Consider the following 15,532-nt stretch of genomic DNA (forward strand, 5'->3'; position numbering starts at 1 on the left):
TAATTGGTATTGCGACTAAGGCTATTAAACACGCTGTAAAAAATTAAATCTTGAATTGAAATGATTAATTGTGAAAGATGGTTTTTTGTTTTTTGATATTATTAAAATTAATAATATCAATTGCTTGCATGGTTGTTGGTTTGGTTTTTTGCTTTTTGAGTAATATTACCCAGAAAAAACAGTGAGCGCAGTGGTTGCTTTCACAAGTAGAAATAGCGATAAGGAGGGTTTAGGCCGCTTAACGCTATTTCACATAAGTGAGTTAGAGGCTCTTTTTAGGAGGAAGCGCGACATTGGCAAATATAAGTCCTGCCACTAACGACATGAAGATGAGGAATGTCTGTTGTCCTATATGATCTGCGTGTAAAAAGCTTTGCCCTTCAATAAGAGAGTTTAAACCGATATACGTCTTTGACCCAGGAACGAGTACAATGAGACCTTGCATTGCAACAATAGAAGCTGGTGCATTCACCATACGATTGAAGAAGTTACTAAACACACCGACGGCAAAGGCGCCGACAAAGGCACCGATTGAATAATCAAAATAAAGCGCTGCGCTGACACTGGCACCATAGGCTATAAAACCAGAAGCGATAGACCAACTAGCATGCTTTAGTTTGGTTCGGAAGATCACGATGAGACTGGTACACAGAAGTAAAATGGCTAACCAAGCAGTCCATTTTGGTAACGGCTCAGGCTGAACAAAGTCGGTAATGCCAAAAAGAGCAAAGCCAAGACTCATTCCGAGGAATGCGCCAAAGTAGAGCTTGAACAATAGCATGAGGGCATCCATAACACGTGCTGTACCAGATACCAGATGTCTTGCTGATAGTTCAGCAAATGCGAGCGCGAGCGCTAAGCCTGGGATAAATACAATAATGGCCGAGAGCACCACGAGCCGAATGTTAATGCTTGGGTCGATATAGCGACTGATAGCACATGCGCCTAATGCTGCAACAATTGCAACGAGCGGTTCTAACATATGTGTGACGCGTTTGGAGCGAGCAGACCATATTACAAAAATAAAGACTAGAATTGAGAATAACCCAGACCATAAAACGTCGTTCCAACTAGTGCCCATTAACATGGCAAAAGCAGCACCAGAAATAGAAAAAGCGGTACCAGTGAGGAGTTTACTGTATGGATTAAGTTGTTCACTAATATTGTCTAAACACGTATCAGCCTCATCAATTGATAGCTCACCAGCCAACATACGAGACACAATTTCGTCGGTATCAGCAAGACTACCTAAATCGTGGTCGCCCGGTTCTACTCGTGCGACGTGAGTGTATTCATCCTCATGGCCTTCAGACCAAATAACAAAGGTAACTGAAGTTGGAGACATAACAAAAGCCGACTTAAGATCTAAGTGGGTTGCGACTTCCATTAAATGAGCTTCAAGGCGATAAGCTGGCGTGCCATATTTATGAAGCATCTTGCCAAGTTTCACAATAAGCTTTCGTTTTTGGGTAAAGGTAGCTGTGTTCAACGGTGTTAAACCTAAAATGATAAAAAGACTACGCAATTCGTTGCGTCGCGATACCTTATATAGTCTAGTTAATTATAAAAATTAACTCTAATAATGGTAGATTTCTGCGCATTTTAATCGCTTTTATCGCAAAGTCTAGGTCATTTATCGAATTTAATTTGCATTTTTATAGGGTTGATAAATTACTCGGGTAAATATGCGTTTTCAACCTTAAAATATGCAGTTAATTTCATAAATTTTATTGTATTAACCATATGAAAATAATTGAATATTTTGCATTTATTTGATTTGGGTCCAATTTTATTCTCAATCTTCACTTATACTAGTTCTAATAGAATAGTCGTAGGTGCGAATATGTTAGGTATGATTGAAGGTATGGCGCTGGGTAAGCAGTTAAGATTGTCATTCTCATTGCTAATTATTTTGTTAGTGGTGGTCAGTGTGTCTGGGTATTACGGTTTAAGTTCGGCGCAAAGTGGCTTCACCAGTTATCGAAGCTTAGCGCTGGAAACGAATTTATCGGGCCGGATGCAAGCGAATTTACTTTACGCAAGAATTGGCGTGATAAAATATCTATCAGATAGTAGCCCTGCAATTGTTAAACAATATGACGAACGAATGGACAAGTTACAAGGTTTCTTTTTAGAAGCGAAAACGAAAGTGACCGATCGTCAGCGTCGTCAAATATTGGAAAAAAGCAGTGATTTGCTCACAGAATATGATCGCGCATTCAAAGAAGTGCAAGGGCTCATCTCGCAACGTCATAATGTTGTCAATAATGAGTTAAACCCGCAAGGGAAAGACATTCGAGAGCAATTTACACGATTACTAGATAAACTAAATAATGAACAACGTTCTCAAGAGTTATATGCCATAGCCAAAGCCGAAGAGTTTTTACTTTTGGGGCGTTTGTACGTTGTTAAATACTTAGTGACGAATAGTGATACTGATAGAAACCGTGCAGAATCTGAGCTCAAAGAAAAATTGATGCGGGCACTTGATGGCACTGTGAGTCAATACCCTGAAATCTCACCTGAGCTGGCTCAAATTAAATCGTCTGTGAAAAGTTACCTCGCGTCTTTTGACAAAGTTACCAGAATTATCTCAACAAGAAACGGTCTTATCTCTGCAAAACTGAATCCAATTGGTGCTGAAATTGCTGAACAGTTAGAGGAGTTAAAACTGGGAGTCAAAGCGAAGCAAGATGAAATAGGTCCAAAAGTAAAAGGTACAACGGAGTTTCTGTTGAGCTTAGTGAGTATTATTTCTGTTATAGCTGTGATTGGTGGCATATTCTTGGCCATTGTATTACCCAGAGTGATCCGTAAACCGATTGGTGGAGAACCGCTTGAAATTGCGGCCGTAGCTGAGTGTATTGCTAATGGCGACTTTACGCAAAAGTTTGATGGAAAGTCTGAAAGTACCGGTATTTATGCGTCTATGGCGGCTATGTCAGATAATTTGAGCATGGCTATTTCAGGTGTAGTAAGCACGGGACATCGATTAACTGAACAAGCTCAGTTATCAGCGATGATCGCTGGTGAAACGCAAGATGTGGTGTCTCAGCAAAAAGATCGCAGCGCCCAAATTGCCACAGCTTTAAATGAAATGGCATATAGCATTCAGGAAGTCGTTAAGCTTTCAAGTAGCTCGGCATCCTCGGCGAATGACGCAAAAGTTTCAGCTGAAGGCGGTTTATCATTGATTGAGCAAATGGTATCGGCGATTGAGCGATTATCTTCAACCATAGAAAACGCGATGCAGGATATAAAAACACTGGCCCAAAGCAGTCAAAATATTGGTGCAGTAGTAGAGGTTATTGGTAACATTTCAGAGCAAACGAATTTACTTGCATTGAACGCCGCAATTGAAGCAGCGAGAGCTGGAGAGCAAGGCCGAGGCTTTGCTGTGGTGGCAGATGAAGTAAGAAGTCTTGCTAAACGGACTCAAGATTCAACGACCGAAATCCAGACCATGATAGAGTCTTTGCAATCAGGTACTAATAAAGCGGTGGCGAGCATGAATGAAAGTTCAAGTGAAGCGTTGAATACCGTGGAGCTGTCGTCTGAAACAAAAGAATCACTGGATAAAATATTAGGTAAAATTAGTGTCATTAACGATATGAATAATCAAGTTGCAGTTGCCATTAATGAACAGTCGACAGTGTGTGAGGATATCAATCAAAACATTACATTTTTAACTGATTCAGCTGAATTGAGTGAGCAAACGAGCAATAAATCAGCGGCAGCCAGTGAGGAGCTCAAAGGGTTAGCAGATCAGTTACAAGACATTGCTGGCAACTTTAAAGTATAAGGGAGCACATTACTGAAGCATGACTCCACGTGTTAGGCTTCAGTAATACATATCTATGTATGATCAATGCTTGTTTTTGGCTTCGATCCATTGGGCCATATACTTGGTGCTTTGCATGGTGTGATGTTTGAGCATTTGACCGGTAAAGTTTTGGTTTCGGTGCTCGTTTAAGTGCGCAATAGTGCGTTGAATTTTGTCAAGCAATTGAGTTTCTAATTGCCTACTATCATAGTGATGTTCAAGTAACTTGTTGCCGGCATTTTGAGCGTCATTGTAGCGTGTTGGCGATTGATATAAAGCAATGGCTTGTTGGGCAAACTCTTCTGCTGAATCAGCTATGGCGCCATGCCATGCTAGAGTACCATGCATACCTTCGGCACCAATACTAGTCGTAACACAGGGGGTTTGCGTGATCATTGCTTCAAGTAGCTTGCCTTTAATACCTGCACCGAAACGAAGAGGAGACAAACACACTCTACTTTTTTGCATAACTTCCAGTGCGTTTTCAGCCCATCCTTTAATCAAAAAACCCGTTTTAGTGTTGTTAAGAGCAGTGGCCTTTGGGGGAGGATAAGAGCCATAAATATGTAATTCAGCATTTGGCAGCGATTTTCTGATCAGAGGCCAGATCTCTTGTAAATACAATACGGCATCCCAATTCGGCGCGTGACGAAAGTTGCCAATGGTCATAAAATGTTGACGCTGTTCAAAGCTTGGGACATTTTTATTTATTTTATCCAAGTCGACCATAAAAGGTAAATGATGCAGTAATGTGTTATCCACTTTAAAAACAGACGCCAATAAGGTCATTTCATAGCTAGAAATAATCAAACTCATGTCGCAGCGTAATATTGCGGCAATTTCTCGCTTAGCGAGTGAACTCATCAGGTCATTGTGTGTAAATGAGCGCTGAGCTTTATGGGCATCATGGCGTGCATTTCGTAAGCATTGTAAATCTTCAGTATCGAGGATTTTAAGCGCGTTAGGTGCATACTTATCAACTCGCCAGCCAAATTGCTCTTCCATCATAAACCGATCAAACATGACGATATCGGGTGCGAACGATTGAACATACGTATCAAAGCTAGCACAATTAAGGGTAATACTCTTGGTGGTTATGTCTTCATATGATAAGTCAATCATATGCTCTGTAACTTGAGCTGGGCTGGCAAACTCAACTTGCCATTGTTGTTTTTTGAAGAACCGCAAAATAGACATCATATGACTACCTGCAGCTGATGAGTTAGGCTCTGGCCATACATAGCCAATCACCAATACTTTTTTACTCATAGTGACGATTCACGTATTTGAACTGAAACATCAACAAGTGTCCTGACTGCTGGCTGCGCTTTATTAAGTATCTCACCCAGTGTCTGACAGGTTCTTTTTCCTATGTCATTGGCATCAATACGCACAGATGATAATGCAGGCTGCATCAGACATGAATCTGCTAAATCATCAAACCCGACGACTTTAACGTCTTTTCCTGGGATTAAATTGTGCTGACGCATAGCTTCGATAGCGCCATAGGCAATTACATCACTGAAGCACACGATGGCTTTGGTATTTGGTGCTTGTGTAAACAAGGTATTAAACGCTTCTCTGCCGCCTTGTCGGTTGGTAGGGGCTTCAATGATGCGCTTTTGGTCTGTGATACCTTTTAACTTTAAGGCGGAATTAAAGCCTGCAATTCGCTCATGGTAATCAGAAATATCAGCAATACCGCCAAGAAACGCGATATCTGTAATACCTTGCTCTAATAAATGTGAGGTGGCTAAATGTGTGCCTTTTTGGTTGTCGGGTAAAATGGTGGGCGCACTAGAGTAGGGGATTTCACGCATGATATTGATAACAGGAAATCCACTGTTGATTAAGTTATCTACCCATTCACGATCAGTACCAGGTGCAGGGCACATGACAAATGCTGCCACATTATATTCTTTTAAGGTGTTTACTACTTGTTGCTGGCGCGCGAAGCTTTCGCCTGTATTCACTAGCATAGGTACCATGCCAAGTGCATAAATGTGTTTTTCAAGCCCGACCGCTAATTGTGCTGAATACGGGTTTGTTAAATCATTGATCACAACAGCTACGAGATTTGAGCGTTTACTGCGCAGCGCTGCGGCATCGCGGTTATAGACATATCCAAGTGTTTCAATGGCTTTTAGCACGCGCTCTTTACTCTTATCACTGACCTTATCACTTTGTGTTAATACTAAAGAAACAGTAGATTTGGAGACTTGTGCTTCTCTAGCTACATCGAAAATGGTTACTTTTTCTGGCTTATTATTTTTCATAAGAGACGGTATTTGCCTAAAGTAGGGGCTTGCTGTTGACGAAAATGCATTTTAGCGTAAATAAGAGCGTCAAAAAAGTAGTAGCGAACGTTAAAAATCCCTTATTTGGCTGCATTTTTCTATTATTCACGTATATTATGGCCAAGTTAGTCATTTTAAGTGCAGGGATTTTTACAAAATGAGAAATTGGTTGTTTTATTGCGTTATAGGGTGGTGGAGTATTACCGCTATTGCAGCAGAGCAAAGCGCAGGTTATCAAAGCCCTTCAGCAGAACTAATGAACATTGTCGATGCGCCGCTTATTCCACAAAGTAAGTTAAGCGCTGATGGCCGCTGGTTAGCACTACTAAAACGCGAGCGAGTTGTCCCTTTAAATGAATTAAAATTACCTGAAAAAGCACTAGCAGGAGTTAAATTTAATCCCCTTACGTTTATGCGAAAATCATCGCGAGTGTATTCAGAAATAGAGCTGAAACATGTAGAAACGGGTTCCATTGTCAGTCTTAAAGGACTTCCCAATGGAAAGTTAAGAGATGTCAGCTGGTCATCAAATAGTCAATATATTAGCTTTATTGTAGAACAAAAACACAGTGCTACTTTGTGGCTATATGACATTAAAACTCGTCAAACAAAACAAATGACAACAACATCTCTCAATGGTGTTGTTACTAAAAATGCCTATAAATGGTTGCCTGATAGCAGCGGCTTTGTGGTGAACTTTGCGGTCAATCATGGAAAGCCGCTAATGTCTGAGAAAAGCCAAAAAATAGCGCCGATTGTACAACAAAGTAGCGGTGTGAAAGCGCCAATTCGTACTTATCAAAATTTGTTGAAAAACGCACAGGATGAAGCCGAATTCAAATTTTTTGCGCAAGGTCAACTTGCAAAACTGCGCTTGAATGGTCAAGCAAAAGTCATCGGTAAGCCAACTTACTTAAAGTCATTTTCGGTTTCTCCTGATTCGACCAATTTAATCGTGGGAATGATTGATACGCCTTTTTCTTACCAGCTACCGTACCAGCGCTTTGCATCAGTCTGGCAAGTGTGGGGAATGACGGGGTTTCCTCTTTATCAATTGGCGCTGCAGCCTTTGGCCGACAATATACCGCAAGGCTTTGATAGTGTACGCGTTGGCGCAAGAGATTTTCAGTGGCGCAAAGATAAAGGTGCAACGGTATTATGGGCTGAGGCTCAAGATGGTGGAGATATGAAAAATGCTGCTGAATATCATGACCATCTTTATACCATAAGTGCACCATTTAAAAGAGAGCCAGAACTGTTTGCTAAGGTAAAAGACAGATTTTCCGGTATTCAGTGGGTGGATGATAATATTGCGATGCTTACAGAGTGGCAATTTGCTAATCGTATGGTTCGTACATCTGTTATTTCCCCTCGCAATGCAGATGATAGACGAGTGGTTTTTTCAGAGCGTAGTTACAATGATGCGTATAAGCACCCAGGGCGATTTGTGACAGAGAAAAATGACTTAGGGGTTGATGTCTTAAAGCTAGTTGGAGGTCGCTATTTATTTTTGCAAGGTGATGGGGCAAGCAAAGAAGGTAATAAGCCATTTTTAGATAGATTTGATGTAAAAACCAATAGTACCACTCGGTTATGGCAGTCAGAAGCGCCGTATTATGAACGGGTACGCGCTTTATTAGATGACGAAGGAATGCGTTTTATTACGTTACGAGAGTCTAAATTGGAGCAACCAAACTTCTTTATTCGTGATCTTACATTTGATTCATTAACGCAGTTGACGCGTTTTCCTCATCCTTATCCCAAATTTAAAGGGGTGACTAAGGAGCAGCTTAAATACCAAAGAAGTGATGGTGTAGAGTTAACAGGGAATTTATATTTGCCACTTAATTATGATCCATCAGAAGGGCCTATCCCTGTACTCATGTGGGCATATCCACTGGAATACAAAAATAAAAAAGTTGCTTCACAAGTAAGAGAGTCTCCATATGCATTTCCATACATTGGGTATTGGGGACCAATGCCTTATTTAGCGAAAGGAATAGCGGTGTTTGATGACCCCAAAATGCCAATTATTGGTGAAGGTACACAGCAACCCAATGACAGTTTTAGAACTCAACTCATTGCAAGTGCAAAAGCCGCTGTAGATATACTGGTTGATCAAGGTATCGCTGATCCTGAGCGTATTGCGATTGCAGGGCATTCATATGGCGCATTTATGGTGGCAAACTTATTAGCGCACTCTGATTTATTTGTGGCAGGTATTGCTCGCAGTGGGGCATATAACAGAAGCTTGACACCATTTGGTTTTCAAGGAGAAGAACGTGACTTCTGGCAAGCACAAAGTCAGTACAACGCAATGTCTCCTTTTTTCCACGTAGATAAAATTAACGAACCAATGTTAATGATCCATGGAGAAAAAGATCCAAACGCGGGCACGTTTCCTATGCAATCAGAGCGTATGTATGCTGCGATGAAAGGGCTGGGAAAAGAAGCGCGATTGGTTATGTTACCTTATGAAGGACATAGTTACCGAGCTCGAGAGAGTATCTTACACGTCCTATGGGAGCAAGAAAAGTGGATAGAAAAATACTTGTTACCGCTGCCTAAGGTGGACGAGATCAACAATATTGATTCAATTTTACTCGATGACATGGTAGATGCGGGTGAGACGGGCACTGACGTACTTTAAGTTACTCGCAGTTACGTGTGTGGTATAGGGTTATGCACGTGATTATAACGGCTGGCTTGAATTTATGGTAAGTGGCTGCATTATAGTTAGTGGATGATCATGTTAGGTGTTAACGGTGCTTTTAGCTTTATTTAAACATATGACCATATCAATCAATTGTGCTGTTTTGGTGCTACTGATTGGACTGTCGTGTCTTAATATTGATAACAGTGCTGCCAGCAGGTTTTTAGCAGAGCCAATGATAGAGCAAACTCTATCAAATGTAGTATATGATAATCCCAGTATTGTTACTTCGAGCACAAATGCAGCCCTATTCATTCACGCTGTTCAACTATATGTTGAATTTTTCGTTATCCTATTGTTGGGTGCGATGGGGTGTTTATGTAAACGTTATCACGTTTATACACATTTAAAACATCCGCCATGGTATTTAAAGCTCGGGCTGGGGGCTGTGCATCGAGTGGGTATATGGCGAGATTCAAATGTATTAGAGAAGCAAACTAAGCATGGTTTAAGGTTATTTTAATTTTTTGATTTAACACGTTTATAACGACATTCAATTAATTAATAAAGGCATACCATGAATTATTTTTATCTTTTCTTACGCTTACTAGTTGTCATCCTGAGCATATTTTTAGCGCATTATGCAGATGCCTGTGATGGTCGACTAACTATAGCACAGCGTCAAAATGCCATTGAGGGTATTGGTCACGCCATGCGTGATACCTATGTTTTACCAAAAGTGGGCGAATCTGTTGCTCAGGAAATGGCTCAAAAACAGATCCAAGGTCAGTTTTCTCACATTAATACTAAACGTGATTTTATTAAAGAAGTCACTGAGCTGTTGCAAAGTTTAAGTGGAGACCGCCACTTGAGCGTTCAACTTGTTCCCAAAAATGGTCGAGTATCACATGTGCTCAAAGAGGAAGATGAAAAACGAGTTAATAACTTTGCTTTTGAGCAAGTGCGGATATTAACAGGGAATGTAGGATACATTAAAATGCATAAGTTTCATCCTGACCATATGGCAAAACAAGTTGCTTCTGAGGCCTTCGCATTTTTATCTAGAAGTAATGCGTTAATTGTTGATTTACGAGACAGTGGTGGGGGGTCCCCTTCTTTAGTGCAGCATATAATAAGCCACTTTGTCCCACAGGGCACCATTCTGTGGGATTTGCATGGAAAAGGTGGCGAGTTAGAAGCTCGAATTACCAGCTACTATATCGAAGGAACGAATTCTTTTAAAAATACTCCGCTGTACATTTTAACCAGTGATCGCGTTGCCAGCGCGCCTGAAATATTAAGTTATACGTTGAAACATTTAAAAAGAGCCGTTGTGATAGGGGAGAAAACAGCGGGTCTGGCGCATTATACAGGGGCTCAAAAAATAAATGATTGGCTATTCATTCGCATTCCAATGGGTCGCCCGGTAAGCCCGATAACAAAAACAAATTGGGAACAAAAAGGGGTCAGCCCGCACTATAGAGTCGATGCAGACTCTGCACTCGATTGGACTATTAACTATCATTTATCGTCACTTAACAATAATGGCGCTGAGTAGGGTAATTAACTGCCTGTTTTATGACCGTGAATATGGCTATAAACGTGCGGTACTTTGCACTTTTTAGTCGTTGCGATGAGTAGTTCATAATCACTAAAAGTATCATGGTCTATACTCCATGATACTTTTTATCAAACTAAGACTATGATGATTTTGAGCCTGACATAGAACTGCCCAACGAGGCTATTATTACCATGAATACCGCTGTCCATTGCAGGAGTGTGAGCATTTCTGCCAATATTAATAGTCCAGCCAGTGCGGCAATTGCGGGCTCTAAACTCATCATTATGCTAAAGCTCTGTGCCGACATATTTCGTAGTGCAACCATTTCTAAACTGTATGGAAGGGCGCTAGATAATAAACCAATCATGATACCAAGAGGGAGCAATTGCCAATCAAGTAATGCACTGCCTTGCAAGGCTACACCATAAGGGACGAGTACAATTGCAGCTACGGTCATACCGAGAGCAACCGTTGCGCCTCCCGAGCCTTGGTTACCTGTTTTTTTACCAAACAATATATATCCTGCCCAGAATGCACCTGCCACGAGTGCTAAAATAACGCCAACTGGATCAAGACCATCAGCACTGTTAATATCAGGCAGCAAAAGTACGATACCTAACATAGCAAATGCGACCCATAAATAATCGCGTTTACGTTTTGATGAAAAAAGCGCGACAGCAAGCGGCCCAGTAAACTCTAATGCGACGCCAATACCAATGGGGATCCGTTCAATTGCATAATAAAATGTAATGTTCATCCCACCTAGGCATAGGCCATAAATAATAATGGGTTTCCAATTGCGAGGCAGGCGTCGCCACGGGCGAAAAATAAGGCAAAGAATGAGCGCTGAAAACCCTAAACGATAAGCTGTCGTGCCTTCTGGACCAACAAATGGGAATAGCTGTTTGGCGATTGATGCACCGGATTGAATAGTGATCATTGCACAAAGTAAACACGCAACCGCAAATAGCGCATCTTTGTTAATTGTTGGCATAAACGTACTCTAAGGACAAAGCGTAAAACAGGGCGCTAGTCTACTGTGAGATCAGCGGCGCCTCAAGCATATTGTATACCTTATCGTAAAGTTTAACTTTTGTTGTTCTGTGCATTTACAAGGTGAAACTTTGAGTTTTCTTTTTGTTTATTTTAAAGGGTTCGATTTTCATAAATTTCACTCAATCCTAGGTGTTTATACCAATCATTTTGATGACGTAACATAGTACGGTGCTTCTTAGAATTTAGGTGCGCCAGCTGATCTTTCGTGGTCATAAAAGGTCCGGCGCGACAAAGCGCGCAATGATTATCAGCTAAATAATAGGGTTTTGTGAGCTTGTTTTTTAAGTACGGATTACATTTTCTAGACCAAACATACGTTGTGCCGCTGGTGTCTTTTACATGCTTATCTCTATCAACATTACGAATTCTATAACCATCGAACAGGGTAATATCAAATGGAGATTGCCCTAGGTATTTAATATCAAGGCCAATATTTAAGGAAGATTCTAAGTCCCACTCACAATAGGGTTTCACATCTTTAGAGGTGATGTAGCATAGCATTTCTCCATGAGGGTCTAACGCATAGCGGTCTGCAAACAGTAGAAAATATCGCAGTAGTCTGCGGTTTAACGTATTAACGGATAACGCTTGGGTATCAAATTCTCCTTTACTGGTAAAACCAGGGATCAGTGGAAACTGAAAAATCACGACATCAAAGCTTTGTTGTTTTATACGTTGCCAACTCTCAGGCTGAGTGACATCAAATTCGGTATACACTTCGATATGGTTTTCTTGAAGGACGTCGAGTGAATGAGATTGATATTTCTCTCTCAACTGCAATTCACTGTCGTATATGCTTGCCGTTAAATGCTGTGGGTGTAAATTGTTCAGTAAAGCCAGTGAAAAGCTTAAGTCGCCATCACCTACGGTTAATATCCGCCATTGCTTATTTAATATCATGAAATGCCATACTCAGTTTATTCCTAGCAAGTATATCATTTCCTTTATAGGCACGGTTCAATTTATCGGTGAACGGAGTGTATTAGGAATTTTTGAACCGATTGATGATAAACTCCTTAAAGACTCTCAGTCTTGCTGGTTGATGTTGGTCTTTAACATACATTAAATAGAATGGCGTAGAATCTATATGCCAATCGTCGAACAATTGAACCAATAGTCCGCTATCGAGTTCGGCTTTACAGTATATTTTGGGCACTCTGATAACACCATTGCCAGCGACGGCAGAAGAGACCATAACTCTGCCATTTTTGCAGGTTAAACTACCATTAACGAACACATCTAATTTGCGGTTCGTTTTGCCATGGGTAAAGACCCAATTCTTAATACTTCCGATGATACACTTATGCCGTGTTAACTCTTTAGGTGAAGTAGGCTTGCCATACAAAGATAAATATTGTGGGCTTACATACGTATCGATTTTAATATCTGTAAGTTTTTGTGCGATAAGCGCTGAATCTTCAAGTTTCCCCATCCGAAACACAAAATCAAACTCACCGGATATGAGATCCACACGTTTACTTGAAAAATCAATTTCGATATTAATATGTGGATATGTGTTCATGAAATCGTTTATCAAAGGGGCAACAACATCTTCACCGATATGGCCGCCGATGCAATTGATCTTTATGCTCCCAGAGAGGGAGTGTGAGCTATCTACCACAGTGTCGATTGCACCAGAAATACCACTAAGAGCATTACTACATTGCGCAAATAATATTTCACCTTGCGCTGTAAGGTGCTGAGTTCGAGTTGTTCTTATTAATAGGGTAACTCCCAGTGCAGACTCTAACTGAGCTAACTGTTTTGAAATGTACGACCGTGAGCAGGATAATTTTTCAGCGGCTTTTGTAAAGCTACCCACTTCGGCCAATACCACAAAAACGTTTATATCCGTCAAGTTTACTTGTTTGTTCATATAGACCTTATTGTCAATGGTTAATAAACCAAACCCGAGGTTAGTGTATGTAACTATAAGTGGCACAGTGGTAAATCATTACTGATGTTTCTTAATGATTAATGTCGTTAACGTTCATACTGTGGAGTTTATTGTCAACTAATAGGACTCAATGATATGAATTCTAGGCTATATATCGTCAAATACAATGTCTTTATTATACTTCCCTGTAACACAAACAGTTTAATGAAAAGGTATAAGATGAAAGGTTTAGTCGTAATCACAGGTGCGAGTTCTGGTATTGGTGAGGCTTTAGCGAAGAAAATGAGTGAACTGGGTCATCCGCTTTTACTGATTGCAAGACGTGTTGAAAAGCTGCAGGCGCTCAAGCTAGCCAATACACTATGTGCGAAGGTAGACGTAACGGATTGCACATCATTTCAAGAAGCCGTGAATTTAGCGGTACAAACATATGGGCCTGTAGATTTACTGGTCAATAACGCTGGTGTAATGTTACTTGGTCAGATCAACAATCAAAGTACAGCTGAATGGAAAACGATGTATGACGTTAACGTACTCGGATTACTCAATGGTATGCAAACAGTACTATCAGCAATGAAATCTCAAAATACGGGGACCATCATAAACATTAGCTCGATAGCTGGGCGAAAAACGTTTGCCAATCACGCTGCATATTGTGGAACTAAATTTGCTGTTCACGCCATATCAGAAAACGTCAGAGAAGAAGTAGCTGAGAGTAATGTTAGAGTGATAACGGTGGCGCCGGGGGCGGTTGAGACCGAATTACTATCGCACACGACATCGACTGATATTATTATGGGTTATGAATCATGGAAAGAAGATATGGGTGGTGCGCTAGAGCCTAATGATGTTGCCAATGCCATTTTATTTGCTTACTCGCAACCTCAGCATGTGTGCATTCGAGAAATAGTTTTGGCGGCAACGAAACAGCAGCCATAGTATGTAAGTTAATTCGATTTGTTAAATGATATGAAGTGAATGGTTGTGTTTTCTAGATAACCTCTGGTTTGGACAAGAGTTTTGGAATAGAAAATGTTTTGAAAAACTGACTTAGTTGATGAGACGACTAAGTCAGTTCACATTTGAACTGTAACGGCGAATAGGGGAGTTATGTCAATTGGTCAAGCAAGGCCATTACTTCGTTACTCGCATTTTCCATTCTGTTGAGCTGCGCGATAGCAGCTTGTTTATCTCCGGACGAAAATAACATCATGGCTTCGACACCCGCTCGGTGTACTTCTTTATGTGGAGTATCAATACGTTTGAACGCGTTTGAGTTGCCGAATTTTTTGGCACCTTCACCTTTTAACCAACGGCCTAGGCGACAGCTGGCATGGTCAGCAAAACTATCGATCGGTTGTTTATCTGCACCAATTAAATGATTATATACATCGCCTTTCCATACAACGTGATCAAGTTTGACTGTTTGAATAAAGGTTTGAGTGGTCGCATTCATGATCGTATTTTTCATTGAACCACAACTACTGACAATGTCTTTATATTCATCGTTTAAGTGTGAAATGCTGCCAGAAAGGTTCTGGTTTGAATCTTGAATAATGCTTACAGCATTCACGGTTAACTGTGTGGTATCAATAATTTTCTTAACTAAGTCAGATACCTCATTAGCAGATTCATTGGTATTATTGGCCAATGCACGAACTTCATCTGCGACGACGCTGAACCCGCGTCCTGCTTCACCAGCACGAGCTGCTTCTATCGCTGCATTTAAGGCCAGTAAGTTAGTTTGGTCAGATATTTTAGAAATGGTTGTCACGAACGTATTAATGTTATCAGCCATTTGTGACAAACCTGAAATATTATCTGTCATATCACCCATATTGCCAGCCAAGCTCTCCATACCTTGGAGAATATTCTTTAATGAATTCTCTGAGGTTTCAAACGACTTGTTTACTTGCGTGATAGACTGGCTTTCTTGATCAATATCAGTGAAGCTTTGCAAAACTGTTTCGCGGATCCCCTGGACTTGTGACAGTCCATGCATAGCACATTGGAGTAATTGGTTATCGGTATTATCGTTGAGTTGCGCTTGCGTTTGAACGAGCTTTTCAGTTAGGTCATCATTGTCGGCTTTGAGTTGCGTATTTTCACGAGTCAGCTCTTCGATTGAGCGCTCTAGATCTGCAATTTTTTGTTTTTGGTGTTTGTTACTAAATAGTTGATCTAACACGGCCGATATCCCTGATTAAACAATTTTCAATGCTGAGGGTATCAGTGAATTAGCTAA

The 15,532-nt window shown here is 40.7% G+C and carries 12 protein-coding genes; 5 read left to right on the forward strand and 7 right to left on the reverse strand.

Annotated features, from left to right (window positions below; all coding sequences use genetic code 11):
* Positions 1-262 precede the first annotated feature (262 nt).
* Entirely contained in the window at positions 263-1,489 is a 1,227-nt protein-coding gene (locus PAUR_RS22465; protein ID WP_192509944.1) for a threonine/serine exporter family protein, read from the reverse strand.
* Between the two features lie 354 nt (positions 1,490-1,843).
* Here PAUR_RS22465 and PAUR_RS22470 point away from each other — a divergent pair, with 354 nt between their 5' ends.
* Positions 1,844-3,802: a methyl-accepting chemotaxis protein gene (locus tag PAUR_RS22470; RefSeq protein WP_192509945.1), complete on the forward strand. Its 1,959-nt coding sequence runs from the start codon at positions 1,844-1,846 to the stop codon at positions 3,800-3,802.
* Positions 3,803-3,865: 63 nt separating this feature from the next.
* Here the strand turns inward: PAUR_RS22470 and PAUR_RS22475 are convergent, their stop codons facing one another.
* Together PAUR_RS22475 and PAUR_RS22480 are read right to left on the reverse strand one after the other, a co-directional pair.
* Entirely contained in the window at positions 3,866-5,092 is a 1,227-nt protein-coding gene (locus PAUR_RS22475; RefSeq protein ID WP_192509946.1) for a glycosyltransferase, read from the reverse strand.
* Complete coding sequence (locus PAUR_RS22480) at positions 5,089-6,099, reverse strand: LacI family DNA-binding transcriptional regulator (RefSeq protein ID WP_192509947.1); 1,011 nt, start codon at positions 6,097-6,099, stop codon at positions 5,089-5,091. Before PAUR_RS22480 ends, PAUR_RS22475 begins: the two co-directional genes overlap by 4 nt.
* Before the next feature lie 178 nt (positions 6,100-6,277).
* Here PAUR_RS22480 and PAUR_RS22485 point away from each other — a divergent pair, with 178 nt between their 5' ends.
* From PAUR_RS22485 to PAUR_RS22495, 3 genes are all read left to right on the forward strand, one after another.
* Entirely contained in the window at positions 6,278-8,770 is a 2,493-nt protein-coding gene (locus PAUR_RS22485; protein ID WP_192509948.1) for an alpha/beta hydrolase family protein, read from the forward strand.
* A gap of 115 nt (positions 8,771-8,885) precedes the next feature.
* On the forward strand, positions 8,886-9,296 hold the full coding sequence (locus tag PAUR_RS22490) for a hypothetical protein (RefSeq protein WP_192509949.1): 411 nt from the start codon (positions 8,886-8,888) through the stop codon (positions 9,294-9,296).
* A 54-nt stretch (positions 9,297-9,350) separates the two neighbouring features.
* The gene (locus tag PAUR_RS22495; protein WP_192509950.1) at positions 9,351-10,331 is read left to right on the forward strand and encodes a S41 family peptidase; all 981 of its coding nucleotides are present in this window, start codon (positions 9,351-9,353) and stop codon (positions 10,329-10,331) included.
* A gap of 142 nt (positions 10,332-10,473) precedes the next feature.
* Here the strand turns inward: PAUR_RS22495 and PAUR_RS22500 are convergent, their stop codons facing one another.
* From PAUR_RS22500 to PAUR_RS22510, 3 genes are all read right to left on the reverse strand, one after another.
* Entirely contained in the window at positions 10,474-11,328 is an 855-nt protein-coding gene (locus PAUR_RS22500) for an EamA family transporter (protein ID WP_192509951.1), read from the reverse strand.
* A 152-nt stretch (positions 11,329-11,480) separates the two neighbouring features.
* Positions 11,481-12,290 carry a Rossmann-like fold-containing protein gene (locus tag PAUR_RS22505; protein ID WP_192509952.1) on the reverse strand — a complete coding sequence of 270 codons (810 nt, stop codon included), beginning with the start codon at positions 12,288-12,290 and terminating at the stop codon, positions 11,481-11,483.
* An 82-nt stretch (positions 12,291-12,372) separates the two neighbouring features.
* Positions 12,373-13,266, reverse strand: a complete 894-nt coding sequence (locus PAUR_RS22510) for a LysR family transcriptional regulator (protein WP_192509953.1) — start codon at positions 13,264-13,266, stop codon at positions 12,373-12,375.
* Between the two features lie 240 nt (positions 13,267-13,506).
* Here PAUR_RS22510 and PAUR_RS22515 point away from each other — a divergent pair, with 240 nt between their 5' ends.
* Positions 13,507-14,226: an SDR family oxidoreductase gene (locus PAUR_RS22515; RefSeq protein ID WP_192509954.1), complete on the forward strand. Its 720-nt coding sequence runs from the start codon at positions 13,507-13,509 to the stop codon at positions 14,224-14,226.
* Between the two features lie 169 nt (positions 14,227-14,395).
* Here PAUR_RS22515 and PAUR_RS22520 read toward each other — a convergent pair whose 3' ends face one another.
* Positions 14,396-15,475, reverse strand: a complete 1,080-nt coding sequence (locus tag PAUR_RS22520; protein ID WP_192509955.1) for a methyl-accepting chemotaxis protein — start codon at positions 15,473-15,475, stop codon at positions 14,396-14,398.
* Positions 15,476-15,532: the final 57 nt, after the last annotated feature.

The organism is Pseudoalteromonas aurantia 208 (assembly GCF_014858725.1).
In the GTDB taxonomy this organism is placed as follows: Bacteria; Pseudomonadota; Gammaproteobacteria; order Enterobacterales; family Alteromonadaceae; genus Pseudoalteromonas; species Pseudoalteromonas aurantia.

Coding starts and splice junctions, on each gene's coding strand:
- PAUR_RS22470 (WP_192509945.1), top strand. CDS start 1,844: ATGTTAGGTATGATTGAAGGTATGGCGCTGGGTAAGCAGTTAAGATTG.
- PAUR_RS22515 (WP_192509954.1), top strand. CDS start 13,507: ATGAAAGGTTTAGTCGTAATCACAGGTGCGAGTTCTGGTATTGGTGAG.
- PAUR_RS22495 (WP_192509950.1), top strand. CDS start 9,351: ATGAATTATTTTTATCTTTTCTTACGCTTACTAGTTGTCATCCTGAGC.
- PAUR_RS22505 (WP_192509952.1), bottom strand. CDS start 12,290: ATGATATTAAATAAGCAATGGCGGATATTAACCGTAGGTGATGGCGAC.
- PAUR_RS22500 (WP_192509951.1), bottom strand. CDS start 11,328: ATGCCAACAATTAACAAAGATGCGCTATTTGCGGTTGCGTGTTTACTT.
- PAUR_RS22485 (WP_192509948.1), top strand. CDS start 6,278: ATGAGAAATTGGTTGTTTTATTGCGTTATAGGGTGGTGGAGTATTACC.
- PAUR_RS22475 (WP_192509946.1), bottom strand. CDS start 5,092: ATGAGTAAAAAAGTATTGGTGATTGGCTATGTATGGCCAGAGCCTAAC.
- PAUR_RS22480 (WP_192509947.1), bottom strand. CDS start 6,099: ATGAAAAATAATAAGCCAGAAAAAGTAACCATTTTCGATGTAGCTAGA.
- PAUR_RS22510 (WP_192509953.1), bottom strand. CDS start 13,266: ATGAACAAACAAGTAAACTTGACGGATATAAACGTTTTTGTGGTATTG.